The organism is Pedobacter sp. UC225_65, assembly GCF_042698365.1.
Lineage (GTDB): Bacteria > Bacteroidota > Bacteroidia > Sphingobacteriales > Sphingobacteriaceae > Pedobacter.
The window spans coordinates 615,938-642,489 of record NZ_CP170550.1 but is presented as its reverse complement, the minus strand read 5'-3'; the positions used below and the strand labels follow the sequence as shown (position 1 = coordinate 642,489).

Below are 26,552 nucleotides of genomic sequence, written 5' to 3'. Positions count from 1 at the left end.
CAACTTGTTTGACAACATTGACCTACAAGACTATGCTATTTGAATATTGCCAGATCAACTATATTGAACTGACCAATCTGTTATCTGTCTTTCGAGCCTCCAAAAGTAGACTACTTTTACCATTAAAGTTAGGAGCATCTATATCCAGATTATAGTAATCCCGACTTGGAATCAAAATTCGATGTTGATAATCATACTAAAATTGTTAGTAATTACCAACAATTTTAGCAATATATTTGTTGTTACTAAAACCATGTGCAAACTACTGTACAGGACAAGTAAAAAATGACGGCAGAAAAACAGGAGATATTAACAAAGCTCAGACAGCAGGTCTTAATGGCGCAGGGATTCAAACCTGCCCCTATCGCCTCTGGCGAAGGTTTTGGCCTGGGCGCTATCGAAGCCTGTTTCCCGAACCATGTTTTCCCTGCCGGTACCATACACGAGTTCCTGGCCGAAAATCCTGAAGACACCGCATCCAGCGAAGGCTTTATCGCAGGACTTCTTTCCAGGCTCATGGAAAACGGAGGCTCCTGCCTATGGATCAGCCGAAACAGAAAGCTCTTTCCACCCTCATTGGAATCCTTTGGCACCGACCCCAGCAGGTCATCTTCATCGACCTCTATTATGCAAAGGACATCCTTTGGACAATGGAAGAGGCACTGAAATGTGAAGGCCTGGCCTGCGTGATCGCAGAACTCCCCGACATCGATTTTGCCCAGAGCAGAAGGCTGCAATTGGCCACAGAGAAAAGCCATGTTACAGGCTTCATCCTGAGAAAAGAACCAAAGCAAAAACTTTCCGCTACCGCCTGCTCGGCCAGATGGCAGATACGGCCCCGGCCCACTGAACTCTCGGGTGGCATTCCAGGCGTAGGCAACCCCAGATGGGAAGTAAATCTGTTAAAGGTAAAAAACGGAGAAGGCGGAAGGTTTTACCTGGAATGGGCAGAGGACAGGTTTGCCGCTTTTGAAGGCCCAGCCACCAAACTACAGCCACAGACCATTCCAGCAGAAGAAAGGGGACTGATCGCATGAGCAGGTTTTTAGCCCTCCATTTCCCCAACCTGTTGACAGACTATCTGGCAACCAAAAAAACCGAGCTGTCCGGCAAGGTCTATGTATTCACCCTATCCCAAAAAAACCGCATCATGGTCACCGCAGCCTCCAAGGAAGCGGAACAGCAGGGCATATCTGCAGGCATGGTACTGGCCGATGCCAAGGCCATCGTACCCGGCATCCTGGCCTTTGACGACAGGACCGACTTCAATAAGAAACTGCTCATCCGCATCGCCAAATGGCTGGTCCGGTATTCCCCTACCGTCTCCATCGACCTGCCAGACGGGATGATCCTTGACTCCAGCGGGTGTTCGCACCTTTTGGGCGGAGAGGAAAAATATCTTGAAAGCATCCTGGGCAAACTCAGAGAATCCGGCTATACCTGCCATGGCGCGATATCCGATACCATTGGCTGCTCTTGGGCAATCGCTAGGCTGGGCCGGAAATCACCCATCGTTATGCCCGGGCAACAATATAACACACTTCTGAACCTGCCCCCAACGGCCCTGCGCTTGGAACAGCCCGTCATAGAACGGCTGCACAAACTTGGCTTTGACAAGATAGGAAAGTTCATCCAGCTCCCTGCCTCGATGTTAAGGCGCAGGTTTGGCAACGAAACGCTGCTCCGCCTGGGCCAGGCCCTTGGAACGGAAGAAGAAACCATTACCCCAATCATAGTCAGATCGCCTTTTGAGGAAAGATTATACTGCCTAGAACCCATCCGCACCAAACCAGCCATCGAGATTGCGATCGAAAGACTTTTGGAAGCGCTGTGCGAAAGATTGTCCAAAGAAGGACTTGGGATAAGGTCGGCCGAGCTCAAAGGATATCGCCTAGATGGCAAAGTGACCGAGACCAAGATCGGCACCAACCAGCCTACACATAAAGTACCACACCTTGCCAAACTATTCGAACTCAGGATCGACCAGATCGAGCCGGACCTTGGTATCGAGCTTTTCACCCTGAGCGCCGTCAAGACCGAGCCCGTACTGATCCATCAGGAAAAACTATGGAACGGAAGACCGGGCCTTGCCGACCAGAACCTTGTCCAGCTCCTGGACAGGCTTGCCGGAAAGATCGGCCCACAGGCCATCCGCAGATATGTCCCGCAGGCGCACTACTGGCCGGAACGCTCGCTGCGCCCAGCGGTATCGCTCGAAGAAAAGACCGAAGTACGTTGGCAAAGATCAAATCCCCGTCCGATGGAACTGCTGCACAGGCCTGCCTCCATACAGGTCACCGCGCCCGTTCCGGATTACCCGCCCATGAACTTCAGGTATAAGGACGAACTGCATATGGTACAAAAGGCGGACGGACCGGAACGCATCGAGCGGGAATGGTGGATGGAAAAGGGTGAGCACCGCGACTATTACATCCTGGAGGACGAAAAGGGACGGCGCTACTGGGTCTTCCGTTCGGGCCATTACAACGAGGAGGGCTCGGCCTGGTTCCTGCACGGGTTTTTTGCATAGAAATAAAAGGAGAAAAAGATATGGGCTACTGCGAACTACAGATCACTTCCAACTTCAGCTTCCTTCGCGGGGCTTCCCATCCAGAGGAGCTCATCGAGCAGGCAGCTGCCTTCGGCTACCCAAAGATCGCCATCACCGACGTGAACACCATGGCAGGGATAGTCCGTGCACATTCAGCCGCCAGAAAACACAACATCAAGATCATCCCAGCCTGCAGGTTGGACCTACTAGATGGGCCAAGCCTGCTCGCCTATCCCACCGGCAAGGAAGCCTATTGCAGGCTATCGGCCCTGCTCAGCACAGGAAACCTGAGAGCAGAAAAGGGCAAATGTTTCCTCTACAAAAAAGATATCTATGAAAGCCGCCAGGGATCATCTTCATCGCCATCCCACCAGACGAACTCGGCAAGGGCTTTGATTTTGAGCCCAGCTTCCCCTCAGCCCTAAATGAATACAAGCAAAACCTAGGTTCTTCACTATATCTTGCTGCAAACAGAAGTTATCACGGCCAGGACCAGAAAAGATTGTTCCGATTAGATGAACTGAGTAAAAAGCTGAACGTTCCGATGGTGGCCACCAACGATGTGTATTACCACCACCCCCAGCGCCGTGAACTGCAGGACATCCTGACCTGCACGCGCGAGAAATGCACCATACAAACGGCAGGCTTCCGTTTGATGATGAACGCCGAAAGGCACCTAAAGCCCATAGAAGAAATGCAGAGGCTGTTCAGGCAATATCCAGATGCCATTGAAAGGACCAAGGAGATCGCAGACCTTTGCCGGTTTACACTCGACAGCCTGGAATACATCTATCCCGAAGAGATGACCTCTGAAGGCCGGACACCCCAAGAGGAACTCGAATACCTCGCCTGGAAGGGGGCCGAAGAGATATTTAGCCTTCCCCTGCCGGAAAAAGTAACCACCAACATCAACCATGAAATGAAGTTCGTCAAGGAAATGAACTACGCCTCTTATTTCCTGACGGTCTACGATATCGTACGCTTTGCCCGCGGGCAGAAGATCCTCTGCCAGGGACGGGGCTCTGCGGCCAATTCCACCATCTGCTACTGCCTGGGGATCACATCGGTCGATCCGACCAAGTTCGACCTTTTGTTTGAGCGTTTTATCTCCTCGGCCCGGAACGAGCCGCCCGATATAGACGTGGATTTTGAGCATGAAAGACGCGAAGAGGTCATCCAGTACATCTATAACAAATATGGGCGTGACCGGGCGGCGATAGTGGCAACGGTCACCCAGCTCCACCAAAAGGGGGCTTTGCGCGATGTGGGAAGGGCCATGGGACTATCCAGTGATACCATCGATAGGCTTTCGGCCTCCATCTGGGAGTTTACCCAGGAGTGGTTCGAGGGCGCAAGGATCATCGAGAACGGACTGAACCCCAAGGGTCCGCTGCTGCTGAAGGTCTTGGACCTGACCAGGCAGATGATCGGCTTCCCTCGCCAGCTCGGCCAGCATACCGGAGGCTTTGTGATCACCCGTGGCAAACTGACCGACCTCTGCCCCATCTTCCACGCCCGGATGGAGGACCGCACCAATATCGAATGGAACAAGGACGACATCGATGCACTGGGCTTTCTGAAGATCGACGTGCTGGCCCTTGGGATGCTCACCTGCATCAGAAAGGGCTTCGACCTAGCCAAGAAACATTACGACCTTGACCTCACCCTGGCTTCGATCAACAAAGAGGACGACCCAAAGGTCTATGAGATCATCTCCCAGGCCGATACCCTTGGGGTCTTCCAGATCGAGAGCCGCGCCCAGATGCAGATGCTGCCAAGGCTCAGACCCAAATGCTTCTATGACCTGGTGATCGAAGTGGCCATCGTACGGCCAGGCCCCATCCAGGGTGACATGGTGCATCCCTACCTGAGACGTCGCAACGGCGAAGAGGCCGTGGACTATCCATCGGAAGAATTAAGGGACATCCTGGGCAAGACCATGGGGGTTCCGCTCTTCCAGGAACAGGCGATGAAGATCGCCATCGTCGCTGCCGGTTTTACACCGGCCGAGGCCGATGAGCTCAGGCGGAGCATGGCCACCTTTAAGATGCACGGCATGGTGACCAGGTTCAGGGAAAAACTGGTCGCCGGCATGACCGCCAAGGGATATACCCAAGAATTTGCCCTCCGCGTGTTCAGGCAGCTCGAAGGCTTTGGCTCCTACGGATTTCCCGAAAGCCATGCGGCAAGCTTTGCCCTTCTGGTCTACGTTTCCTGTTGGCTGAAATGCTATTACCCAGATGTGTTCGCCTGCGCGATCCTGAACTCCATGCCTATGGGCTTTTACCAGCCGGCCCAACTGGTCATCGATGCGCGCAACCACGGCGTAGAGGTCAGGGAGATCGACGTGAACATTTCTTTTTGGGACAATGTACTTGAAGAAAAAGCGGGAAAGTACTGTGCGCTCAGGTTGGGTTTTCGGCAGACCAGTGGTCTGCGTGAGGATGATATGCTGGCACTGGTCCAGGGACGTGGCAATGGCTATCCCAATGTCCATTCGCTTTTGGATGCGGGGGTTTCCATTGCTGCCCTGGAACGTCTTGCCGATGCGGATGCCTTTCGCTCGATGGGACTGGACAGAAGGCAGGCACTTTGGGAAGTTTCGGCCTTGAAAGATAGACCGGTTGCGCTGTTCGAAGGACAGCCTTCCGAGTCTGACAAGGAACAACAGTTTGAACTGCCGCTGATGTCCAAGGGTGAACACGTCGTGCAGGACTACGCCTCCACCTCCCTATCGCTCAAGGCCCATCCCGTGAGTTTTGTACGCGAAAAGCTCAGGATGTTTGGTGTAAGGTCTTCAAAGGAGATCAGTGAAACAGAGAACGGAAAGCTGGTCAAGGTGGCGGGACTTGTCCTGGTCAGACAGCGACCTGGAACTGCTGGCGGGGTATGTTTTATCACCACAGAGGATGAGACCGGCTTTTCCAACCTTGTGGTCTTTGAAAAACTTTTTGAGACCTACCGCAAGGAGATCCTGCGCTCTCGTCTGCTGATGGTCGAGGGCAGACTCCAGCGGGAGGGCGAGGTGGTACACGTGATCGTGCAGAAATGCTTTGATTTTACTGGGCTGCTCAAAGGGCTGACCGCAAAGGATGATGACCAGCTTCCGCTGCTCACCCTGTCACGGGCAGATGAGCGTTCCGCTCCTTATCCTAGCCAAAACAACCGTTCGCAAGTTAAACAAGCCTCACCAAACGAAATCTTTGACGGCGGAAGGAATTTTAAATAATCAAAATTATGCTGAACTGGCCAATACACCAAGATTTAGCGAAGGGCTCAGCTGCAGACCTTGCCCAAAACGACAAGCTGCATGAATTTCTCTTTAAGCATCTGTTTGAACTGCTCTGTGTTCTTCATTCCAGAAATATCTTTTCCAGTTACGACTAATACCTTAACCCCATGCATTAGCAATTGTTCCTGCACTTCTCGATGTGCGCTCCACCCATCAGTTCCAGTAATGCCCGAACTCGTTATCAGGACTCCAACACTCAACCCGGCACGTTTGATCTTTCCAGCAAACCTGGACACATCGGCACTATCGCTCGAGGCATTGGTGTTCTTGCATTCCACAAAAAGCACCGGATCCAAAAAATCCAGCCCTGAAAGATGCCTATTAGTTGAAAAGACCAGATCCAGCTCACTGGAACGGGAGCTGTTTACTATATTGCGCCCATATTCTTCAAAGCCTTCGATTTGTGCAAAAAGATATCCCGCCAACCCCTCAAGCGCCCTGCCCTTGTTGATCGGAATCATGGTACTGGAAGACTCCAATACATTCATTATGATTTCGGGTGAATACTCTTTCATTCTCTTTTTGACCTCAGCTTTTTTACGTCTATGTACAGTATCAGTTTTATTGTTTCCTTAATTATTTTCCTCCAAAGCCATAAGGCTTTTTTCTGACAATAGGCAACAGGTAGAATCCGGTCCTTAGCATATAGATAAAATTTCTTAAATCCAACTTTCCCTGACAAAGCTAGCTCTGCTATTTTACCCTTGAAAGAACCGGCAGACCTCGGCATCCAAAGCTCTATCCAAGCAGGCATAAGACCTATACCTTTGTCCTTCTAGCTACTTAACCAATTTCCAAATCCTGTACCTAAACCTTCCCATTTATATTGCAGACGAAGACATATACCATATCTTACTAACCAATACGACCAGCAAGTCAAAAAGTACCTATTGAAATGACTTTTTTTTTAATTTTCGCCCAGTTTTATATTTGCCGGAACTATTTTTTCCATCCGATCCTACCTTCTCGATAGCTACAAGCCCATATTTAGCAATTTGCAAATCCTGTGCCTAAACCTCTCGCAATAGCCAGGGCCCAAACCATAGAAAAACAGAAAGTAGGTTTCCAATCTACCTTTGCAGACATTTAATGTGGCCCAAGTGCCGACTTCAATACAATACACTGTCCACACTCACCCAGCTAAAGTCGGCAATCCCGATATGGCAAGAATGTCGACATCCATACATTAAATTACTCATAACCAGAAGACTATAAAATGCAGGCAAGTTCGAAAAGTGCCTACAATATGAAAATTTTACTTACAAAAAAGGGCCGACGTCAGTCCAGCCCTTGCTCATTATTTGAATTTTCCGAACCCAAAAGTCACCTTGGCAGTCTAACCTATCACAAATAGCCTAGGTCGCTTATTCAGGAGATAAATTACTACCCGAAACGCAATCATACCCTCAGAGGCAACTAAGCTTCCATCAAAGTGCGACCTGTCTTGCCTATCTGCACGGGCTGGGCTTGAAGAGAAGCCAAAAGGCTATAAAAAATCATACAGGAGACAATCGACAATATATTTAAGCTTTAAATTAGGCATCTAAATATCCTGCTCCCTATCGGGATTGTCAAACACGCATTAGGCAATGAGTTAGCTTCACCAAAATTTGATGGAGATGGAAAAGCTTATGTTTGAAAACCTGCCTGAAGCAATGCAACTGGTTTTGGAGAAACTTGAAAGATTGGAAAACATCCTCTTGGGACAACAAAATAAAAAACCAGAACCAAAAGAAAATATAGACATCACAGCAGCATCTGGTCTTTTAGGCCTCGCCAAGGCAACAATCTACTCAAAGGTCTGCCGTGGCGAAATCCCCGCCTTCAAGCTCGGTAAAAAACTTTTGTTCAACCGCAAAGAACTTGAAGCATATATTGAAGGCAATAAGGACCAGACCAACTTCCATTTAAAAAAAGCGGCCGACGAAAAACTCGCCGGCCGAATAAAGAAAAGCATCTATACCTACTAAAGTTCCAGATGTATCCTGGTCGCAGCCTCCTTCTTTTTGGAATCGATAATCTTGGTATAGATCTGCGTAGTCTTGATATCCTTGTGGCCGAGCAGTTTGGAAACCGTAAAGATGTCCGTCCCCATCGAAAGCTGAAGGGTTGCATAGGTATGGCGAAAACTATGGAAGGTAATGTGCTTGGTAATCCCTGCCCTTTTCAGCCAACCCGGTAAAAACATCCTTGTCTGGTTATAGTTAAGACCTGGAAACACCCGATTATCCAATTCTCTCCTCTTCCCCAACAGCACATAGGTCTGGTCAGAAATTGGCAGTACCTCGGCACCCTTGGTCTTTTTCTGGGTAAACTGGATATAATAGTCACCGGCGCTCCCTCGGATCTCGGACCATTTTAGGCCCTTGATATCGGAAAACCTAAGCCCAGTCAATCCTGAAACAATGCCAGCTTTTTTCATCATGGGTGAGCTGGCATCGGTTGTTGCCAGTTTCTGGAATTCTTCGATCGTTAAAAATTCCCTGTGCGTATCGTGCTCGCGGATAGCAGTGGTCTTATCATATATGTTTTCTGTGAGCATCTGGTGCTTGTAGGCAGACCTCAGCACATAACGGAACATATTATAATATTTCAGTGCGGTATTGTTGGAGATCTTCTTCTTTCGGGAATTGATTGCCGGAGCACTCAATAAGTATTCCTTATAATCCTCACAGAAGCCTACTGTAAGATGGAAGAACCTCAGGTCCTCGCCGGAAAAACTGGCAAGGTACCGCTGGGACATGAACCATGTATCGCAGTTCATCCCTCCCTTCTTACGGACTATTTCCCGGTAGAAATCCATAAAGTTTCCGGTAAGCCTTTCCTTGTCCAAAAATCCATAGTCATTGTTCTGGATGGCCATCTGCCTTTTGGCACGGATATTCTCTGCAAGCACCAGTGTCTGCTTGTTGAACATTTTGTCCGCCTCGCTCTTGGGATCCTGTACCATATACAGTTTCAGGTATTCCTTTCGCATGGGCCTGCCCGAAGCCGGGTTTCTCAGCGGTGGATAAAAATCAAGGAAGAATGTAATCCTTCCACTGGAGAGTGTTCTCTGTCTCAATGTTACCTTTGACATAAGCTTTACTTTTTGGTTGGGTTAAAAATCTGGTCAATTTCATCCTTGGGCACATACACATGCCAGCCCTTGGCCAGCTTTGGGATTTTGTTGCGCTTGATGATGTCGAAGAGCGCCTTTTCCGAGATATTGTACTTCAGCTGGATCTCGGCCATGTGATAGGACTCGGAAATCTTTACCTTTTTAGGCCTTGCCGGGCTGCGCAGGTCTACCTCAGGCAGGATGGGTTCAAATAGCATATCAATCTGTGCCCTCAAGATCAAGGTCTTCCGTTGGGACAGGTTGACCGCATTGATCTTTCCCATATCTATCAGGTTATAGACCGTCTTCGCAGAACTGTTCAATAGCTGCGCTGCCTGCCTGACCGTCAGGATCTCCTTGTTCCGCAGGTCCTGCAAGGGCTTTTCCTTTACCTGTTTCATCTCCACTTCGCTTGCGATCATCTTCTCCCTTCTTTTGATTGCCTTGTAGGCCGCCTTTGAACATCTGTCGCTACAGTATTTGGTTACCGTAGTCCTGGCCTCGAAATCGTTCTGGCAGTACTGGCAGAGTCCTGTGAACTCGGATGTTGGAACTCATGGTCTAAAAATTTTAAAATATAAGGCGTACCAGTCCCTTCCGAAGATTTCAAAATAACCGATTCTGAATTCCGGAAAGTGTGACCGAAATCACAAAACAAAACAGCGTAGTGGCAGACTTTGACCGAAATGGTCATCTGTGGTAATTCACCCCGTAATTCCCCTTTTGGATAATTTATCCCACCTGTTGGAGTATTTAAGGGAACTTAAGGGTAAATAAGTGAAGTAATTTCCCCTTGTATTTCTTGCCTCGCGATAAACCCTAAAAAATGGGACAAACCAGGGACAAAAGCGGGCAAAAAGGGACAAAAAACCAAAAAGCCCGCTACAAGAAAAAACCGCTTAAATCATTGATTATAAGCGGTTTTAGTTTGTTTTTCTTTACCCTGTTTTGTGCGTTTATTTGCCGATGCAAAACTTACTAAAAATATTCTCCAACAAATCATCAGTAGTAACTGTACCCGTAATCTCACCTAGATAATGTAAGGCTTGTTTGATATCCATTGCCAAAAAATCTGAAGTTACCGGATTATCGATATTGTTCAGCACCTTATACAAGGCATGTTCAGTGTTCTTTAGTGCCTCTACATGTCGGATGTTGCTCACCAAGGTTTCGCTGGTATTGATGTGGTGCAGGTTTACCTTGGCTAGTAGATTGGTCTTGAGTTCGTCAACTCCAATGTTTTCTTTGGCAGAAAGGAAAAGTACCTCTTGTTGCTCGAAAGCCAAACGTTGCTCAGGCGTAAACAGATCAGCCTTGTTCACCAAGGCAAGATAAGGGATATCCAGCTTGCGCAGGTCTTTCAGTTGTTCTTCCAACTCATCAGGCGTTTGTAGCGCATCAACCATATAGATGATCAGTTTGGCCTGTTTCATCCGCTCTAGCGTACGCTCTACCCCTTTGGCTTCAATAATATCGGCCGTATCGCGGATGCCAGCCGTATCTATAAAACGGAAAATGATCCCGTTGATGTTCAGTTCATCTTCAATGGTATCGCGGGTGGTACCAGCAATGTCCGATACGATGGCCCTTTCTTCATTAAGCAAAGCATTTAACAAGGTAGATTTACCCACATTCGGTTTACCCGCAATCACAATCGGCACCCCGTTTTTAAGCACATTCCCCATTTCGAAAGAAGAGATCAATCGACCAATGTGCGACATGAGTCGCGAAATCAAGTTCCGCAGTTGCGTACGGTCTGCAAACTCTACATCCTCTTCCGCAAAATCAAGTTCCAACTCAATCATCGAAGCAAAATGGATCAATTGTTCTCGTAAGTCTTTCAGTTCGGTAGAAAAACCACCACGCATCTGTTGTAACGCTACATCATGACTCGCTTTGCTATCAGAAGCGATCAGATCCGCCACAGCTTCGGCCTGACTGAGGTCGAACGCCCCATTTAAAAATGCCCTTAAAGTAAATTCGCCTGGTTTGGCTGCCCTTGCCCCTTTTTTGACCAACAAGTTTAAAATCTGCTGGATAATGTAATTAGAACCATGGCAAGAAATCTCTACCACGTTCTCTTTGGTGTAAGACTTCGGTGCGATGTACAGTCCAGCCACTACCTCATCAATGATGATACCTTCGTCCTTAATTAATCCAAAATGTAAGGTATGCGTAGCTTGCTTGGTCAAGTCCTTTCCTGCAAAAACCTGATTGGTCAATTGGATGGCATCAGGACCTGATAAGCGGATTACACCTATGGCGCCACTACCTGGAGGAGTTGATAAAGCAATGATGGTATCTGTTGTGTACATTTTTTTAAGAATAAAAGACAAAAGAACAAAGAATAAAGACAGGTTCTTTGTTATATATTGCAAAAATAAAGCTTTTTATCGGAGTTTAGCTTGCTGCTTATCTTTCGTCCATCAGTATCCTGTCAAATTGCCCAATTGCCAAGCGAATTTGAACTTTTAAAACCATTGTCATGCAAAGCTTTCGGGGCCTCGTGTTACTGCGATGGTACTTCTCCTTAGCACAATTGTTGTCATGCTGAGCTTATCGAAGTATCCCATACCTGCATCCATACTTTCTCCGCCTGCAACTATACTTCTTCCACCTGCAACCATACTTCTTACACCTGCAACTATACTTTCTCAGCCTGCAACTTATACTTTCTCCACCTGCAACCATACTTCTTGCGCATGCAACCATACTTCTTGCGCATGCAACCATACTTCTTGCGCCTGCAACCCTACTCTTCTCCTCTAATCTTTTTTCCCTCATCACAAACAAAATAGCTACATTAGTGTTAAAGCTGGAACAAACTACAAACTATGAAAGAACTGCCATTGAGCGTAAAGCGATCTATTGAATTATTGGGCCTTGTATTGGTGATTGCCATCTTGGTAGTTGGCAGGGATATCATCATGCCTGTAGTGATGGCATTTTTCATCAGCATTATGCTCTTGCCCATCTACCGTTTTTTAAGAAAATATAAAGTACCTGAATCCATATCCATTATCTTACCCATTCTATTTGTATTGATCTTTATTGCAGGTATTGTGTGGTTCTTTTCGGCCCAGATCGGTATTTTGGTCAGCGATTTTCCGCAGATCAAACAAAATGTAACCAAACACCTCCAATCGTTACAAGAAGGAATATTTAACCTAACAGGCATTGAAACCAAAAAACAGACCGAGTTTATAGAAACCAAAAGCAACGACCTGCTGGGTATGGCGGGCAAAGCTGCTGGTGGTGCTGCAGTAACCTTAAGCGGTGTTTTTGTTTTTGTAGGACTGCTACCAATCTATATCTACCTGATCTTGTTCTATAAGGATATTTTGTTACGTTTTACCTTTATGTGGTTTAAAACAGACGACCACCCTAAAGTTAAGGAAGCCGTTTATGAAACGGAATCAATCATTAAAAGCTACCTGATTGGACTATTGATTCAAATCACTTACATGACCATTCTTTTGGGTGGCATCCTGATGCTTGTTGGCATTAAACATGCCCTTTTAATCGGAGTGATATTTGCCATTTTAAACCTGATCCTTATGTGGGTGCGTTGATTGGTAACCTGATTGGTGTATTGTTGACCTTAACTTCATCTACCGAGTTATGGCCAGTAGTTACAGTTTTGGGGGTAATCGCAGTGGTACAGTTTTTAGACAACAATATTTTGATGCCTCGAATTGTAGGCTCGAAGGTAAAGATCAATGCTTTATTCTCCATCCTAGGAGTGCTGATTGGAGGCAGTATTGCAGGCGTCTCCGGCATGTTCCTCTCCTTACCGATCATTGCGGTACTAAAAATCATCTTCGACCGTACCGAATCTTATAAACAATGGGGCGTTTTATTGGGCGATGAAAGACCATCGAAAAGCCCGATGTCCTTTCCAGGCTTCGGGAAGAAAAGTAAAGTAAGCACCAAAAGTGGGGTCATTGCGAAGAAATAAGTGTTTTACTTGTTTTAAACATTAAGGTATGAAGGACCATTAAGATGAAGTCATCCTAAGAATTAAAAGGCCTATGTGTCCTACCTGCCTACCGCAGGCAGGTGTTTCTATGTGGTCAACAACAAAAGAAATGCTTCAACAGGCTTAACATGACAAAACGCATGAAAGCATTCTGTCTATAAACCTATGTATTGAAAAAATTATTTCAACAGCACATCATAAGCAAACCTTAAGATGGTGCCGAAGACCACAATCAAAAAGAAGATGCGGATAAACTTATTGCCTTTAAGCAAAGCCAATCTGGCCCCAAAAAAAGAACCAATCACATTAAAAACCGCCATTGGAATTGCATACTGAAACAATACATGCCCCGTAGAACTAAAATAGATGATGGCCGCCAAGTTGGTCGCAATGTTCACGATCTTGGCATGTGCACTGGCCCCAATAAAATCGAAACCCAAAACAGCTATAAATACCAAGATCAAAAAAGAACCCGTTCCCGGCCCAATCAAACCATCGTAAAATCCAATAACCAGACCAAAGAAAGCAGCCAGCAATACCTGTTTTTGTACAGAATGTGCCTTATGTTGATGAATACCAAACTGTTTGTTGAAATAAGTATACAATGCTACCAAGACCAACACCACCAAAATAACAGGCTTGATGACCGCATTGTTGATCATACTTACCGAATAAGCTCCCAATAAAGAAGCAAAAAACGCAGCAATAACACAAGCAATCAATACTTTGAAATTGAATGCTACCTGTTTCGAATATTTAAAAGCCGCCACACAAGTACCAGCCAACGAGGGAAGTTTGACCGTGCCAAATAAAGTAGCCACAGGATAATGTGGCAAGATCAATAAAGTTGCCGGAGTCTGCAACAGACCACCCCCACCTACAATGGCATCGATAAAACCAGCAGCAAAAGCCGCCAAACAAAGTAAGATGAGTTCTTGGAGCATTTATTTTAAATAGAGCGCATATTTCTTGATCACAAGATGACCACTAAACTAATGATATTAATGTAATGAACCATTTATACCAATGAACAAATGATACCAATGAACAAGTGACACAAATGAACCATTGACACCAATGAACTAATGAACCATTGACACCAATGAACCAATCCCCCTACATCCTCTCCGGCACATTGATACCCAATATCGCTGTTCCAGCTTTTAAGATATCAGCTGTAAGCTTACAGATGTTCAATCGGTGCTGTTTCAAGGCTACATTTTCTTCCTTTACAATTGGTGGTACCTCATGGTAGAACTTATTGAACAATTTAGCCACCTCATATAAATAATTCGCTAAAAACGCAGGACTATACGCCTTGGCAGCCGCCGAAATCTCTTCAGGATATTTGGCCAACAACATGATCATTTCCAATTCTGTAGGCAACAACCCCACAGTAAACTGCTCACTACCAACCGTCAACTGATAATTGGCTTTGCTCAATAAAGATTTAATCCTGGCATGTGTATACTGGATAAACGGACCCGTGTGACCTTGAAAATCGATAGACTCAGCCGGATCAAACAACAAACGTTTTTTAGGCTCTACTTTTAACAAGAAATATTTTAAAGCACCCAAGCCGATGTTGTAATACAATTCGTCTTTCTCAGTTTCAGAAAAGTCGTTCATCTTACCTAGCGCTTCCGTTTTTTGTTTGGCCGTTTCGATCATTTCGGCAACCAGATCGTCAGCATCAACTACAGTTCCTTCCCTACTCTTCATTTTTCCACTTGGCAGATCACCATTCCATACGATAAGTGATGTAAACCCTGTGCCCAGCTTTTACCCAATTTCTCTAAGATCAAGAAAAGCACTTTAAAATGATAGTCCTGCTCATTACCAACCACATAAATAGATTGGTCCATATGGAAATCGTCATATTTCATTTGGGCAGTACCCAAATCTTGAGTAATATATACCGAAGTACCATCTGCACGTAATACCAATTTTTGGTCTAAACCTTCTGCAGTTAGATCGATCCAAACAGAACCATCCTCCTTTTTAAAGAAAACACCTTTGGCCAAACCCTCATCCACAATATCCTTACCCAAAAGGTAGGTATTGCTTTCGTAATAATATTGGTCAAAATCAACCCCTAGGTTTTTATAACTCACGGCAAAACCATCGTACACCCAGCCATTCATCTTTTTCCAAAGGTCTATTACAGCTGTATCGCCCGCTTCCCAAGCCAATAACATCTGTTGTGCTTCTTTGATCAAGGCCGCACCCTTTTTGGCTTCATCTTCGGTTTTACCATCCGCCATTAAGGCTTCAATCTGTTTTTTATATTCCTTATCAAAGATCACATAGTATTTACCCACCAAGTGGTCGCCTTTTAGGCCCGAGCTTTCTGGCGTTTCGCCATTGCCCCATTTTTGCCAGGCCAACATCGATTTACAGATGTGGATACCCCTATCATTTACCAGATTTACCTTATACACCTCGTAACCATCGGCCTTTAACAGTTCTGAAACCGAATAGCCCAATAAATTATTGCGCACATGGCCCAAGTGCAAAGGTTTGTTGGTATTTGGCGATGAATATTCTACCATTACCTTTTTACCATTCGGCTTGATCTGACCAAAATCAGCAGCCAGCAATTCATTGTTGAACAGATTTAACCAATAGCTATCGGCAATGCTCAAGTTCAAAAAGCCTTTAACCACATTAAAAGCAGTCACCTCTGCAACATGGTCTACCAAATATTGGCCAATAGCAGTTGCGGTTTCTTCTGGAGATTTTTTGGAAAAGCGTACGATTGGGAAAACTACAATGGTCAATTGTCCCTCAAATTCTTTGCGGGTCTCTTGTATATTGATTACGCTTTCGGCAACTTCTTCCTTATAGATCTCTTTAATTGCGTTTAATGTCTCGGTAATGATAAAATTCATGTTCCAAAAATAGCGATTAAACACTAAAGCTGAAAATACAATACATAAAGAAGAGTTGATATTGTATCAAATTAACCAATCCAATCCAATCTCACTTCTCATATCTAAATAATTCTGATAGATTTGCATATCTACATACCAAATATATGAGTGCACAGCAACAAAACTTTAAAGTAAATGTAAACACAGAAATCGGTAGACTACGTAAATTACTGATCCATAGTCCTGACAGTGGATTGGGGAAAGTAGTACCTTCTAAGGCCCAAGACTGGCTTTTTGAAGACATTGTACATCTAGATACCATCCGTAAAGACGAGTACGATCATTATGTTAAACTATTGATGTACTTTCTTGACCCAGATAAAATTAAAGGCAAATTGGCCGAAATCGATTCAGAAGCGGCTCAAAGAGCATTCTTTAAACCAGATAGCGAACAGTTCCATGCTTCAGAAAACGTTGTAGAACTGCAACAGTTATTGGGCGATATCTTGACCAATATCGCTATCAAAAAGAAATTGGCAGCATCTGTATGTGCCATTGAAGGTTGTACCTACAAACTACAATTACAACTGATCGATACCGAACCTAAAGAACTGGCCAAAACATTGATTCTCTGGTTCATTGCCAGATGGGAGGATCATCTTCTCTCCTATCCCCAACCTGATCCTTACCAGAGATGTAGGTACAACCATCAATAACTTCATTTTATTAAACAAACCTGCTAAAAAAGCAAGGGTGCGCGAAAGTCTGTTGATGCGTTATATTTTCTTTAACCATGATCTATTTGAAGCCTATAGAGACAACATCTTGGAAATTCCTGATTCAGAGCATCATTTTTTAAGACCTGGTGAAGAAGAAGACAACAGAACGACCTTAGAAGGTGGCGATGTAATGATGGTGAGCAAAAACCATGTATTGATCGGTTGTAGTGAACGGACCTCGCCTTATGGTGCCAACGAGGCCATGAAGTTGTTGTTTGAAAACGATGTGGTTGAAAAGGTAACTGTAGTAAAAATCCCGAACAAAAGAGATTTTATGCACTTAGACACTGTATTTACACAGGTAAAAAGAAACGTTTGGGTATTGCTACATTCCATTGCCAGTGTAGAAGAGAACAAATTCAACAATCCAATCGATTTCTTGGTGCAACCAGAACCAAAAGAACAAACAGAGATCATCCAATTCTATAAAGACAAAAGCACGCCGAAACATTTTAAAAGTATGGAAGAGCTTTTTGAAGACATTAGTCAGAAAGACTTGAAAAGTACCGAACCTACCCAATTTATCTACAGTGGAAATGGCGTTTTCCCTTTTGATGCCCGCGAACAATGGACAGATTCTTGTAATCTGCTAGCGATCAAAGAGGGTGTGGTTTTGGGTTATGATAGAAACGACAATACTGTTGAGGCCTTTAAAGCCAAAGGATTTGCCATTGTGAAGGTAAAAGACCTGATCAACGATTTGGAGAATGGCAAAGTTGATGCTGATACGCTAACTGACACCTTGGTATTGATGCCTTCGGCAGAACTATCTAGGGCAAGAGGTGGATTCCATTGCATGAGCTTACCTTTATTAAGAGACGATTTATAAAAATAATTTAGACCGAGAGTCAGGAAGTCCGTAGCTATAATGGACTTCCTAACTCTCAACTTTCGAACTTAAAAAAATGCAGACTACCAATCATATTTTAATGATCCGCCCTGTTGATTTTAAATTTAATACCCAAACAGCAGGTAACAACAAGTTTCAAGAAGCAACATTGCAAGATAATGTGCAACAACAGGCTTTGGCAGAGTTTGATGGTTTTGTAGCAATGTTAAGATCAAACGGTGTAGATGTAACGGTAATCGACGATACCTTACAACCGGAAACACCTGACTCTATCTTTCCCAACAACTGGGTATCTTTTCATGAAGATGGTTCGGTCTATCTTTACCCTATGTTTTCTGAGAACAGACGTTTGGAACGCAGAAAGGACATTATTGATCGCATTGGCGAAAAATTTCAGATGAACCATGTCAGCGACTTGAGCTTTTTTGAACAACAGGTACTCTTTTTAGAAGGCACCGGAAGTATGGTTTTAGATCGCCAAAACAAAATAGCTTATGCTTGTTTAAGTGTACGTACAGATGAAGAAGTACTCAACAATTTCTGTATGCTTACAGGTTATACACCTGTTGCTTTTCAGGCAGTAGACGAAAGCCGTTTCCCTATTTACCATACCAACGTAATGATGTGTATCGGAGACCAGTTTGCGGTAGTCTGTTTTGATTCCATTCCCAACTCGGCAGAAAAAGAAATGGTGAAGCAAAGTTTATTGGCCACAGGCAAAAAACTCGTTGACATTACTTTTGACCAGATGAACCATTTTGCAGGCAATATGCTTCAGGTTAAGGGCAAAGATGGGCAAAGCTTACTGGTGATGTCGGAACAGGCTTATCTTTCTTTAAACCCCGAACAGCTTGCCACGTTAACCCAATACGCAAAAATTGTCCACGCCCCTTTGTACACCATCGAAAAAAATGGTGGTGGCAGTGCAAGGTGCATGTTGGCAGAAGTCCATCTACCTGTTAAATAACTCAAAATATTGTCATGCTGAGGCACGAAGCATCTCACTCCTAGTCAAAGTTGGTCTAGATTTGCAATTCAGACCTATTACATAGTGGATTTTAAATCCACACACAGCCAGTCGAGATTACAAATCTCGACTAACATGAATGAGCTGCTTCGCGGTTTTCACTACACTCAGAACGACAAGATTGTCTATGTGAACTATGTTTCTATATGGTCAACCCTTATATAAATCTATACTTAGTCATGCTGAGGAACGAAGCATCTCCTTTCAAGTCAAAGTTGGTCTGGATTTGTAATTTAGATCCATTACATAGTGGATTTTAAATCCACAACACAGCCAGTCGAGATTACAAATCTCGACTAACATAAATGAGCTGCTTCGCGGTTTTCACTACGCTCAGAACGACAAAATCATCTATGTGACCTATGTTCCTATGTGGTCAATCCTTTAAGAGACTGCCTTATTGAATCTGTCAAAGCATTTCCAAGCAAAAATTTCATCTGCTGAGATTCTTCGCTATGCTCAGAATGACAAAACCCTCTCTATGTTCCTACGTGGTCGACCAATTCTAAGTTGCTGGATTTAAAATCCACAATACAGCCAACCGAGATTACAAATCTCGACCAACAACAAATCACAAATCCCCAAATAATTGATGGAGAAATCTCCCCCCACAACTTGGGATTATTTCTTAACAGTAAAAAAAAATATATTAAGGACTATTTCTCAATTTAAAATTACATTTTTGCAAAAATTATTATGAAATAAATGCAGAGTTACTCCGAATTTCTTGATCTAAGTGTTGGCTTTCCGCAGGAAGGCTACAGCGTTATAGACGATGAATTATATTTTCAGGATCTAAATTTAATGGAAATGATTGAAACCTATGGTACACCATTGCGTTTCACTTATCTACCAATGATCAGTAAGAAGATCCAACAGGCTAAACTGTTGTTTCAAACCGCTATTATTAAAAATAATTACCGTGGCGATTACAAATATTGCTACTGTACCAAAAGCTCGCACTTCAAGCATATCGTAGAAGAAGCTTTAAAAAATGGCATCCACTTAGAAACCTCATCCGCATTTGATATGCCAATGATCGAGGCCCTAGAGAAAAAAGGAGCCTTGACCAAAGACATCACTGTGATCTGCAATGGTTTTAAAACCTATCAGTACAAACAATATATCATCGATATGTTGCACGATGGTTACCATAACATCATTCCAGTATTGGACAACAAAGAAGAATTCAACCTTTACGATGACGAAGTAGAAATGGATATCCCTTGTAATTTGGGGATCCATCGCTGCCGAAGAACAGCCAGACTCACAGTTCTATACTTCGCGTTTAGGCGTAAGGATGGAGGATGTAATTGATTTCTACAACAATAAAATAGCCGCAAACCCTAACTTCAGGGTAAAATTATTGCACTTCTTTATCAACTCCGGTATTACCGATTCTCCATACTATTGGAACGAGTTAGAGAAATATGTAACGCTTTACTGCAAGTTCAAAAAAATCAATCCAGAATTAGATACCCTAGATATTGGTGGTGGAATGCCATTTAAAGACAGTTTGGTATTTGATTTCGATTACGAGTACATGGTAAACGAAATCGTAAAAAGGATCAAAGAAATCTGTGCCGAGCACGACGTAGTAGAACCAGATATCATTACCGAATTTGGAAAATATACCGTTGCAGAAGCATCAGGTATCCTATATAAGGTTTTAGGCCGTAAACAACAAAACGACCGCGAAAAATGGTTGATGTTGGATGGTTCTTTCATTACCAATCTACCAGATGTTTGGGCATTGAACCAAAAATACATCTTATTACCGATCAACAATTGGGACGCTGAATATGAGCGGGTAAACTTAGGCGGTATTACCTGCGATGGTCAGGATTACTACAACCAAGAGGCCCACATGAACAGTGTGTTTATGCCTAAAACACGTAAAGTACAATATTTGGGCTTCTTTAACACCGGCGCTTATCAAGAAGTACTGAGCGGTTATGGCGGTATCCACCATTGTTTATTACCAAGCCCTAAACATGTGATCATCCGTCGCAACAGAGACGAAACTTTCAACTTTGAGGTATTTGGCGAAGAGCAGAACAGCAAGCAAGTATTGAAGATCCTAGGTTATACATAGGATTGAAAACAAGTCATAAAACAATCAAATCCTTCTCTACCGAGAGGGATTTTTTATTTCAGGCCTGATAGCGAATAGATTTCAAGATTATTTTCATTAACTTCAATTTCCCTATTTAAATTAATTTCCTAAACATTTTTTTATGCTGAAAGACCTCAACTTAAATAAGGTATTTGTCATTGACATCGAGACCATTCCACAATACGAACATTTTGATGATGTGCCCTTGCACCTGCAAGAATTATGGGAACATAAAACCAGGTTACAACGAAAAGACGAATATACGGCTGCCCAATTTTACGAAAGAGCAGGCATCTGGGCCGAGTTTGGTAAGATCATCTGCATCAGTGTAGGGCTTTTCCATAAAGTGGCGGGCGCTTATCACTTTCGCGTCAACTCTTATTTTGGGCATGATGAGACAAACATCCTCAACCATTTCAACGCCCTGCTAAAAGAACAACCTGCTGACCAGTTGTTATGTGCACACAATGGCAAAGAGTTCGACTTCCCTTACCTCTGCCGTAGAATGTTGGTCAATGGTATAGAAATTCCACCCCAATTACAGATTGCAGGCAAAAAACCTTGGGAGGTTAACCACCTAGATACGCTAGAGCTTTGGAAATTTGGCGATTATAAAAACTATACCTCTTTAAACCTATTGGCAGCCATCTTTAACATCCCAACACCAAAAGATGATATTGACGGTAGCATGGTTAAAGCCATTTATTACCAAGAAAAAGACCTACAACGCATTGTAACCTATTGCCAAAAAGATGTGATCACCACTGCACAAATCTTGTTACGTTTTAAAGGAGTAGCTGCAATTTCGACAGAAAATATTACCTTAGTAAAGTAATGTTAGATGTAAAAGAGTTAGCCATAGCGTTCTATAACCGAGAAGAAAAAACTTGGTCTGAAGCCGTACATAAAGTTAGTTTTAAGCTAGAAAAAGGCAAGGTTTTAGGCATAGTGGGCGAATCTGGTTCTGGTAAATCTGTTACTTCCTTCTCGATCATGCGTTTGCACGATTCGAAAAACACCAACATTACAGGCGAAATCGATTTTGACAACATCAGTCTGTTGAACCTCTCTGACAACGAGATCAGAAATTTTAGGGGCAACAAAATATCCATGATCTTTCAAGAACCCATGACCTCATTGAACCCTGTGTTTACTTGCGGTTATCAAGTTCAAGAAGCCATTGTGTTACACCAAAAGGTAGATAAGGAAACCGCCAAAGCACAAACCATCGAGCTTTTTAAAGAAGTGCAACTGCCACGTCCAGAAAATATCTTCGATTGCTACCCACATCAATTATCTGGCGGACAAAAACAAAGGGTAATGATTGCCATGGCTTTGAGTTGCAATCCAGAATTGCTCATTGCAGATGAACCCACAACCGCACTAGACGTTACCGTTCAAAAAACCATTCTAGAGCTTTTGTTGCGCCTTAAGGATGAACGCAACATGGGACTCATCTTCATCTCGCATGACCTGGCAGTGATCAGCGAAATTGCCGATGAACTTTTAGTGATGTACAAAGGCGACATTGTAGAACAAGGCCCTGCCAAACAACTATTTGAAAACCCTCAACATCCTTATACCAAAGGTTTATTGGCCTGTAGACCTGCACCGCAAAGACGCCTAAAGCGTTTGCCTGTGGTGGCCGATTTTTTAAATGAGGACAAAGATGTTGCCGTAAGGCATCTTTTAGACATCAACACCTATACCCAACAGGAAATTGAAGAAAGAAGGCACCAATTATATACACAAAAGCCACTGCTACAAGTAGAAAAACTTTGCACCTGGTACCCCATTAAAAAAGGTTTATTTGGCAAAACATCTTCCTTTGTAAAAGCGGTGGACGACATTACTTTTGATGTTTTTCCGGGCGAAACATTGGGTCTGGTAGGCGAATCGGGCTGTGGAAAAACCACCTTGGGCCGAAGCATTTTACGCTTGGTAGAACCCACTTCTGGAAAGGTCATTTTTAATGGCACAGACCTTACAAATCTGGACAAAACCGACCTCAGACGCATGCGCAGGGATGTACAAATCATCTTTCAAGACCCCTACTCTTCGCTCAATCCTAAAATCACCGTGGGCAATGCCATTATGGAACCTTTACAGGTACACAAGGTTTTTAAAACTGATCAGGAGCGTAAAAAACATGTATTGGGCCTATTAGAAAAAGTAGACTTAAAACCTGAGCATTTCGACCGTTATCCACATGAGTTTTCTGGTGGACAAAGACAACGGATCGTGATCGCAAGAGCCTTGGCCTTACAACCTAAGTTCATCATCTGTGACGAATCTGTTTCTGCTCTTGATGTTTCGGTACAGGCACAAGTTTTAAATCTATTAAGAGAACTTCAACAAGAATTTGGCCTCACATACATCTTCATTTCGCATGACTTGGCGGTGGTTAAACACATCTCAGACCGCATGATCGTGATGAACAAAGGAAAAATCGAGGAAGAAGGTTTCCCAGAAGTGATCTACAATTCGCCAAAGGCGGCCTATACCAAAAAACTGATCGATGCCATCCCCGGAAAGGCACAGATTCAACCCATAGTTTAGGTACAACTAGCCAATTTGTGTTATAGAAGCGTTATTTCTTACAAAAAATAGCCTAAGCTAAGCATACAATTGCTATCTTCGATACTAGACCAATAATGCGATGGCAAAAAACAAAAACTCACAAGTAAAACTCGTTTTAACACAATTGATTAGTGATATTTTCGAGAAAAATAGAAATGTGGCACTAAACCATAAACAAGTTGCTGCCAAGCTAAATCTAACAGACCTTGCTTCTACAGATACCATTCTCGAAATATTGGTAGAACAGACTGAAAAAGGCTTATTCATTAGACCCGAACGCGGAAAATTCCGTTTAAAAGACCTTAAAACCTTTGTAACTGGTACAGTTGACATGACCGCTGATGGTTCTGCATTTATTGTACCCGACGATGAATTTGAGAAAGATATATTTGTTGCCCCACGTAAATTGCGCAATGCCCTACACGGCGATAAAGTAAAAGTATATGTATTTGGAAAGAAGACCAGTGGACGGAAAAACGAAGGTGAAGTTGTAGAGATGATCACCAGGGCAAAAACCGATTTTATCGGAGTGGCCAAAGTTTCCGAACGCTTTGCCTTTATCATTCCAGACGACCGTAAAATGCTGCACGATATTTTTGTGCCACTGAGCGATTTAAATGGTGCAAAAAATGGCCAAAAAGTACAAGTAAGCATTACCGATTGGCCAGAAGGCGCAAAAAATCCAATCGGAAAGATGATCAATGTATTAGGTACGCAGGGCGAAAACGATACAGAAATGAATGCCATCTTGGCCCAATATGGTTTCCCTTTAAGCTTTCCTGATGCCGTTGAAAAAGAGGCCAATGCCATTCCAGAAACGGTGAGTGAAGCAGAGAATCAAAGGTAGAAGAGATTTTAGACAGACCACTACTTTTACGATCGACCCTGCAGATGCCAAGGATTTTGATGATGCCATTTCCTTTAAAAAACTGGAAAATGGAAATTACGAAATCGGGGTACACATTGCAGATGTATCGCATTATGTGTTACCTAAAAGCAATTTGGATAAAGAGGCTTATGAACGTGCTACATCGGTTTATCTGGTAGACAGGGTAATTCCCATGTTGCCTGAACGTTTAAGCAATGGTGTTTGTTCATTACGCCCAAATGAAGATAAATTGTGTTTTGCAGCCGTATTTGAGCTAGATGACCAAGCCAATGTAATTACCCAATGGTTTGGCAGAACAGCGATCCATTCTGACAAACGTTTCAGCTATGAAGAAGCGCAGGAAGTGATTGAAAACAAGGCTGGAGATTTTGCCGAAGAATTGTTAAAATTGAACGATCTTGCCTATAAACTACGCGATAAAAAGTTTAAAAATGGCGCCATCAGCTTCGAAAGTGCAGAAGTGAAGTTCAAATTAGATGAAAGAGGCAAACCAATTGGTGTTTATGTAAAAGAGCGAAAAGATGCCCATAAACTGATAGAAGATTTCATGTTGTTGGCCAATAAAAAAGTAGCCGAGTTTATCGCCAAAAAAGGAAAAGGCAAACAGAAATACACTTTCGTTTACCGCTCGCACGATTCGCCGAATTTAGAAAACCTCAACAACTTTGCTACGTTCGCCTCACGTTTTGGTTACAAGATCAACATGAAAACGGATAAGGAAATAGCCAAGTCTTTGAATTACCTGATGGAAGATGTAGAAGGTAAAAAAGAACAGAATATATTGACACAACTGGCCATCCGTTCTATGGCAAAGGCCATTTATACCACTAAAAAGACAAGCCATTATGGTTTGGCATTCGACCATTATACGCATTTTACCTCTCCTATCCGTCGTTACCCTGATGTAATGGTACACCGTTTATTGGCTTTATACCTCGATGGTGGGAAATCTGCAAACGAAGAAGAATACGAAGCGGCAAGTTCGCACTCTTCTGCTATGGAAAAACGTGCAGCCGATGCCGAAAGAGCTTCTATCAAATACAAACAGGCCGAATACCTAGAAGAAAATATTGGCAGTATATTTACAGGGATTATTTCTGGCGTAACCGAATGGGGAATGTACGTAGAGATCATTGAGAACAAATGTGAAGGAATGATCCGCCTACGTGATATTACCGATGATTTTTATGTGTTGGATGAAAAAAACTATTGCATCATCGGACAGCGCAAAAAGAAAAAATACCAATTGGGTGACGAGGTTCAGGTAAGGGTTAAAAAAGTTGACCTTTCTAAACGCCAGATAGACTTTTCATTGATCCAAGATTAAAATAATGAGATATATCATCTGCATTTTATTGCTCGCATTTACGGTTCAGACCAAAGCACAGAACCTACAAGGAAAAGTTGTGGATGATGCTACTGGACAAGGTATACCTTTTGTATCGGTAAGTATCGTTGGTGCCAACGTAGCTACGGTAACTAACGAGAATGGATTCTTTGTATTAAAGCCAACTACCTTACCCTTTAGGCTTAGGTTTAGCCACGTAAGTTACAATACGAGCGAAGCAGATATAAAAGACATCAATAACCTGCTAACCATCAGACTTAATCCTGCTACCATCAGCTTAAACGAGCTAACTGTAGAGTCCTTATAAAGGTCAGAAGATATTAAAAGCTGCGCTGCAAAAGGCAACCGACAATATAAATACCAATTTCTATGCAAATGCATTTTACAGGCAGCTGACCTCTTTAAATGGTAAAGCAAGTCAGATCTACGAACTGTTCTACGACCTCAGATGGAATACCGCTAGGATCCAAGGCTGGTCAGCCAAACAAAGCCGTTTTGCCGAACTGAATGAGCAGATTGCTTTTTCGATGAACAACCAATCCTACTTGACCTTTTCTTACAGTGGTTACCTGCTTCCAAGTAAGGGCGGCAAGTTTGTAAGCCTAGAAACTTTAAAAGATTACGACATTTCAATAGACAAATATATTGAGCAATCTAACCAAAGCATTGCCGTGGTCACCTGCAAATATAAAAAGGCCAAGAAAAACCAATATTATGTCAATTCTACCTATTACATCGGCGTAGAAGACTCCAAAGTATACAGATTGGAGAACAGTGTCTTTAATCTCCCGATCCGATTATCAGATGCCACTACAAAGTTCCCACCAGTAGTCACTACAATTGCTACATTTAATGGTGCTGGGCATCCTGTACCAGTTCTAGAAAGTGTATCTACCAAAGTATTCTTGAGTTTAAGCGTTAGAGGTCAAGACCTGAACACAGATATCAGCTCATTATTGACCATCTACAACGTAAGCGATGATTTAAAAAAGCAGCAATTTGAAGCTTTAAACAGAAATACCAGAGATAAGAATGTGATAGAATCCCTTCGATACGACCCAGAGTTCTGGAAGAACAATCCCATAGTTAAACAGACCACATTAGAAGATTCATTTATAAAAATGATGGAAAGCAAATCCGCTTTCGGTACCATGACCAACCCTTAAAC

Annotated in this window: 19 protein-coding genes and 4 pseudogenes; 16 read left to right on the top strand and 7 right to left on the bottom strand. The window is 43.4% G+C overall.

Going from position 1 to position 26,552, the window contains the following annotated elements; genetic code table 11:
- The first annotated feature begins 285 nt into the window (after positions 1-285).
- From ACFJIZ_RS03330 to ACFJIZ_RS03310, 5 genes are read left to right on the top strand one after another with little or no spacing between them, the layout of a single operon-like run.
- Positions 286-666: a hypothetical protein gene (locus tag ACFJIZ_RS03330; RefSeq protein ID WP_379090635.1), complete on the top strand. Its 381-nt coding sequence runs from the start codon at positions 286-288 to the stop codon at positions 664-666.
- Positions 651-1,037 (top strand): ImuA family protein, encoded by a 387-nt coding sequence (locus ACFJIZ_RS03325; protein WP_379090633.1) that lies wholly within the window; start codon positions 651-653, stop codon positions 1,035-1,037. The genes ACFJIZ_RS03330 and ACFJIZ_RS03325 overlap by 16 nt, the downstream gene beginning before the upstream one ends.
- Complete coding sequence (locus ACFJIZ_RS03320) at positions 1,034-2,530, top strand: Y-family DNA polymerase (RefSeq protein WP_379090631.1); 1,497 nt, start codon at positions 1,034-1,036, stop codon at positions 2,528-2,530. Before ACFJIZ_RS03325 ends, ACFJIZ_RS03320 begins: the two co-directional genes overlap by 4 nt.
- 20 nt (positions 2,531-2,550) lie before the next feature.
- On the top strand, positions 2,551-2,976 hold the full coding sequence (locus ACFJIZ_RS03315; protein WP_379090629.1) for a PHP domain-containing protein: 426 nt from the start codon (positions 2,551-2,553) through the stop codon (positions 2,974-2,976).
- Entirely contained in the window at positions 2,901-5,780 is a 2,880-nt protein-coding gene (locus tag ACFJIZ_RS03310) for an error-prone DNA polymerase (protein ID WP_379093868.1), read from the top strand. Before ACFJIZ_RS03315 ends, ACFJIZ_RS03310 begins: the two co-directional genes overlap by 76 nt.
- Positions 5,781-5,827: 47 nt before the next feature.
- Here the strand turns inward: ACFJIZ_RS03310 and ACFJIZ_RS03305 are convergent, their stop codons facing one another.
- Positions 5,828-6,358 carry a restriction endonuclease gene (locus ACFJIZ_RS03305; protein ID WP_379090627.1) on the bottom strand — a complete coding sequence of 177 codons (531 nt, stop codon included), beginning with the start codon at positions 6,356-6,358 and terminating at the stop codon, positions 5,828-5,830.
- A gap of 1,104 nt (positions 6,359-7,462) precedes the next feature.
- Here ACFJIZ_RS03305 and ACFJIZ_RS03300 point away from each other — a divergent pair.
- Complete coding sequence (locus ACFJIZ_RS03300) at positions 7,463-7,813, top strand: helix-turn-helix domain-containing protein (RefSeq protein WP_379090625.1); 351 nt, start codon at positions 7,463-7,465, stop codon at positions 7,811-7,813.
- On the opposite strand, the gene ACFJIZ_RS03295 is transcribed toward ACFJIZ_RS03300, so the two are convergent.
- From ACFJIZ_RS03295 to ACFJIZ_RS03280, 4 genes are all read right to left on the bottom strand, one after another.
- A complete protein-coding gene (locus ACFJIZ_RS03295) occupies positions 7,810-8,922 on the bottom strand; it encodes a site-specific integrase (protein ID WP_379090623.1) in 1,113 nt (370 codons plus the stop codon). The two genes, ACFJIZ_RS03300 and ACFJIZ_RS03295, sit on opposite strands and share 4 nt — an antisense overlap.
- 5 nt (positions 8,923-8,927) lie before the next feature.
- On the bottom strand, positions 8,928-9,365 hold the full coding sequence (locus ACFJIZ_RS03290; protein ID WP_379090621.1) for a helix-turn-helix domain-containing protein: 438 nt from the start codon (positions 9,363-9,365) through the stop codon (positions 8,928-8,930).
- 534 nt (positions 9,366-9,899) lie between these two features.
- The gene (gene mnmE, locus ACFJIZ_RS03285; protein ID WP_379090619.1) at positions 9,900-11,258 is read right to left on the bottom strand and encodes a tRNA uridine-5-carboxymethylaminomethyl(34) synthesis GTPase MnmE; all 1,359 of its coding nucleotides are present in this window, start codon (positions 11,256-11,258) and stop codon (positions 9,900-9,902) included.
- A gap of 168 nt (positions 11,259-11,426) precedes the next feature.
- Complete coding sequence (locus ACFJIZ_RS03280; protein WP_379090617.1) at positions 11,427-11,570, bottom strand: hypothetical protein; 144 nt, start codon at positions 11,568-11,570, stop codon at positions 11,427-11,429.
- Between the two features lie 207 nt (positions 11,571-11,777).
- On the opposite strand from ACFJIZ_RS03280, the pseudogene ACFJIZ_RS03275 reads away from it, so the two are divergent.
- Positions 11,778-12,901: pseudogene (locus ACFJIZ_RS03275) on the top strand (AI-2E family transporter).
- Positions 12,902-13,101: 200 nt separating this feature from the next.
- On the opposite strand, the gene ACFJIZ_RS03270 reads toward ACFJIZ_RS03275, so the two are convergent.
- Together ACFJIZ_RS03270 and argS are read right to left on the bottom strand one after the other, a co-directional pair.
- Positions 13,102-13,866, bottom strand: a complete 765-nt coding sequence (locus tag ACFJIZ_RS03270) for a sulfite exporter TauE/SafE family protein (protein ID WP_379090615.1) — start codon at positions 13,864-13,866, stop codon at positions 13,102-13,104.
- A gap of 172 nt (positions 13,867-14,038) precedes the next feature.
- Positions 14,039-15,813, bottom strand: a pseudogene (gene argS, locus ACFJIZ_RS03265) (arginine--tRNA ligase).
- A gap of 146 nt (positions 15,814-15,959) precedes the next feature.
- On the opposite strand from argS, the gene ACFJIZ_RS03260 reads away from it, so the two are divergent.
- The 9 genes and pseudogenes from ACFJIZ_RS03260 to ACFJIZ_RS03220 all read left to right on the top strand — a co-directional run bounded on the left by ACFJIZ_RS03260 (position 15,960) and on the right by ACFJIZ_RS03220 (position 26,550).
- Positions 15,960-16,511 (top strand): hypothetical protein, encoded by a 552-nt coding sequence (locus tag ACFJIZ_RS03260; protein WP_379090613.1) that lies wholly within the window; start codon positions 15,960-15,962, stop codon positions 16,509-16,511.
- Complete coding sequence (locus ACFJIZ_RS03255; protein WP_379090611.1) at positions 16,435-17,403, top strand: arginine deiminase family protein; 969 nt, start codon at positions 16,435-16,437, stop codon at positions 17,401-17,403. The genes ACFJIZ_RS03260 and ACFJIZ_RS03255 overlap by 77 nt, the downstream gene beginning before the upstream one ends.
- 76 nt (positions 17,404-17,479) lie before the next feature.
- Entirely contained in the window at positions 17,480-18,391 is a 912-nt protein-coding gene (gene ctlX, locus ACFJIZ_RS03250; RefSeq protein ID WP_379090609.1) for a citrulline utilization hydrolase CtlX, read from the top strand.
- Between the two features lie 765 nt (positions 18,392-19,156).
- Positions 19,157-20,546 (top strand): annotated as a pseudogene (locus ACFJIZ_RS03245) (arginine decarboxylase).
- Positions 20,547-20,688: 142 nt separating this feature from the next.
- Positions 20,689-21,402 (top strand): 3'-5' exonuclease, encoded by a 714-nt coding sequence (locus ACFJIZ_RS03240; RefSeq protein ID WP_379090607.1) that lies wholly within the window; start codon positions 20,689-20,691, stop codon positions 21,400-21,402.
- A complete protein-coding gene (locus ACFJIZ_RS03235; protein WP_379090605.1) occupies positions 21,402-23,126 on the top strand; it encodes an ABC transporter ATP-binding protein in 1,725 nt (574 codons plus the stop codon). Before ACFJIZ_RS03240 ends, ACFJIZ_RS03235 begins: the two co-directional genes overlap by 1 nt.
- Before the next feature lie 100 nt (positions 23,127-23,226).
- Positions 23,227-25,363: pseudogene (gene rnr / locus ACFJIZ_RS03230) on the top strand (ribonuclease R).
- 4 nt (positions 25,364-25,367) lie between these two features.
- The gene (locus tag ACFJIZ_RS03225; protein ID WP_379090603.1) at positions 25,368-25,691 is read left to right on the top strand and encodes a carboxypeptidase-like regulatory domain-containing protein; all 324 of its coding nucleotides are present in this window, start codon (positions 25,368-25,370) and stop codon (positions 25,689-25,691) included.
- Positions 25,692-25,911: 220 nt separating this feature from the next.
- Positions 25,912-26,550, top strand: a complete 639-nt coding sequence (locus ACFJIZ_RS03220; RefSeq protein ID WP_379090601.1) for a hypothetical protein — start codon at positions 25,912-25,914, stop codon at positions 26,548-26,550.
- Positions 26,551-26,552 lie beyond the last annotated feature (2 nt).

Bases quoted from the DNA above. Each gene is read 5' to 3' on its own strand.
- ACFJIZ_RS03260 (WP_379090613.1), top strand. From the start codon at position 15,960: ATGAGTGCACAGCAACAAAACTTTAAAGTAAATGTAAACACAGAAATC.
- ACFJIZ_RS03220 (WP_379090601.1), top strand. From the start codon at position 25,912: ATGAACAACCAATCCTACTTGACCTTTTCTTACAGTGGTTACCTGCTT.
- ACFJIZ_RS03300 (WP_379090625.1), top strand. From the start codon at position 7,463: ATGGAAAAGCTTATGTTTGAAAACCTGCCTGAAGCAATGCAACTGGTT.
- ACFJIZ_RS03270 (WP_379090615.1), bottom strand. From the start codon at position 13,866: ATGCTCCAAGAACTCATCTTACTTTGTTTGGCGGCTTTTGCTGCTGGT.
- mnmE (WP_379090619.1), bottom strand. From the start codon at position 11,258: ATGTACACAACAGATACCATCATTGCTTTATCAACTCCTCCAGGTAGT.
- ACFJIZ_RS03305 (WP_379090627.1), bottom strand. From the start codon at position 6,358: ATGAAAGAGTATTCACCCGAAATCATAATGAATGTATTGGAGTCTTCC.
- ACFJIZ_RS03330 (WP_379090635.1), top strand. From the start codon at position 286: ATGACGGCAGAAAAACAGGAGATATTAACAAAGCTCAGACAGCAGGTC.
- ACFJIZ_RS03315 (WP_379090629.1), top strand. From the start codon at position 2,551: ATGGGCTACTGCGAACTACAGATCACTTCCAACTTCAGCTTCCTTCGC.
- ACFJIZ_RS03225 (WP_379090603.1), top strand. From the start codon at position 25,368: ATGAGATATATCATCTGCATTTTATTGCTCGCATTTACGGTTCAGACC.
- ACFJIZ_RS03235 (WP_379090605.1), top strand. From the start codon at position 21,402: ATGTTAGATGTAAAAGAGTTAGCCATAGCGTTCTATAACCGAGAAGAA.
- ACFJIZ_RS03290 (WP_379090621.1), bottom strand. From the start codon at position 9,365: ATGATCGCAAGCGAAGTGGAGATGAAACAGGTAAAGGAAAAGCCCTTG.
- ACFJIZ_RS03280 (WP_379090617.1), bottom strand. From the start codon at position 11,570: ATGGTTGCAGGTGGAAGAAGTATAGTTGCAGGCGGAGAAAGTATGGAT.
- ACFJIZ_RS03325 (WP_379090633.1), top strand. From the start codon at position 651: ATGGAAGAGGCACTGAAATGTGAAGGCCTGGCCTGCGTGATCGCAGAA.
- ctlX (WP_379090609.1), top strand. From the start codon at position 17,480: ATGCAGACTACCAATCATATTTTAATGATCCGCCCTGTTGATTTTAAA.
- ACFJIZ_RS03240 (WP_379090607.1), top strand. From the start codon at position 20,689: ATGCTGAAAGACCTCAACTTAAATAAGGTATTTGTCATTGACATCGAG.
- ACFJIZ_RS03295 (WP_379090623.1), bottom strand. From the start codon at position 8,922: ATGTCAAAGGTAACATTGAGACAGAGAACACTCTCCAGTGGAAGGATT.
- ACFJIZ_RS03320 (WP_379090631.1), top strand. From the start codon at position 1,034: ATGAGCAGGTTTTTAGCCCTCCATTTCCCCAACCTGTTGACAGACTAT.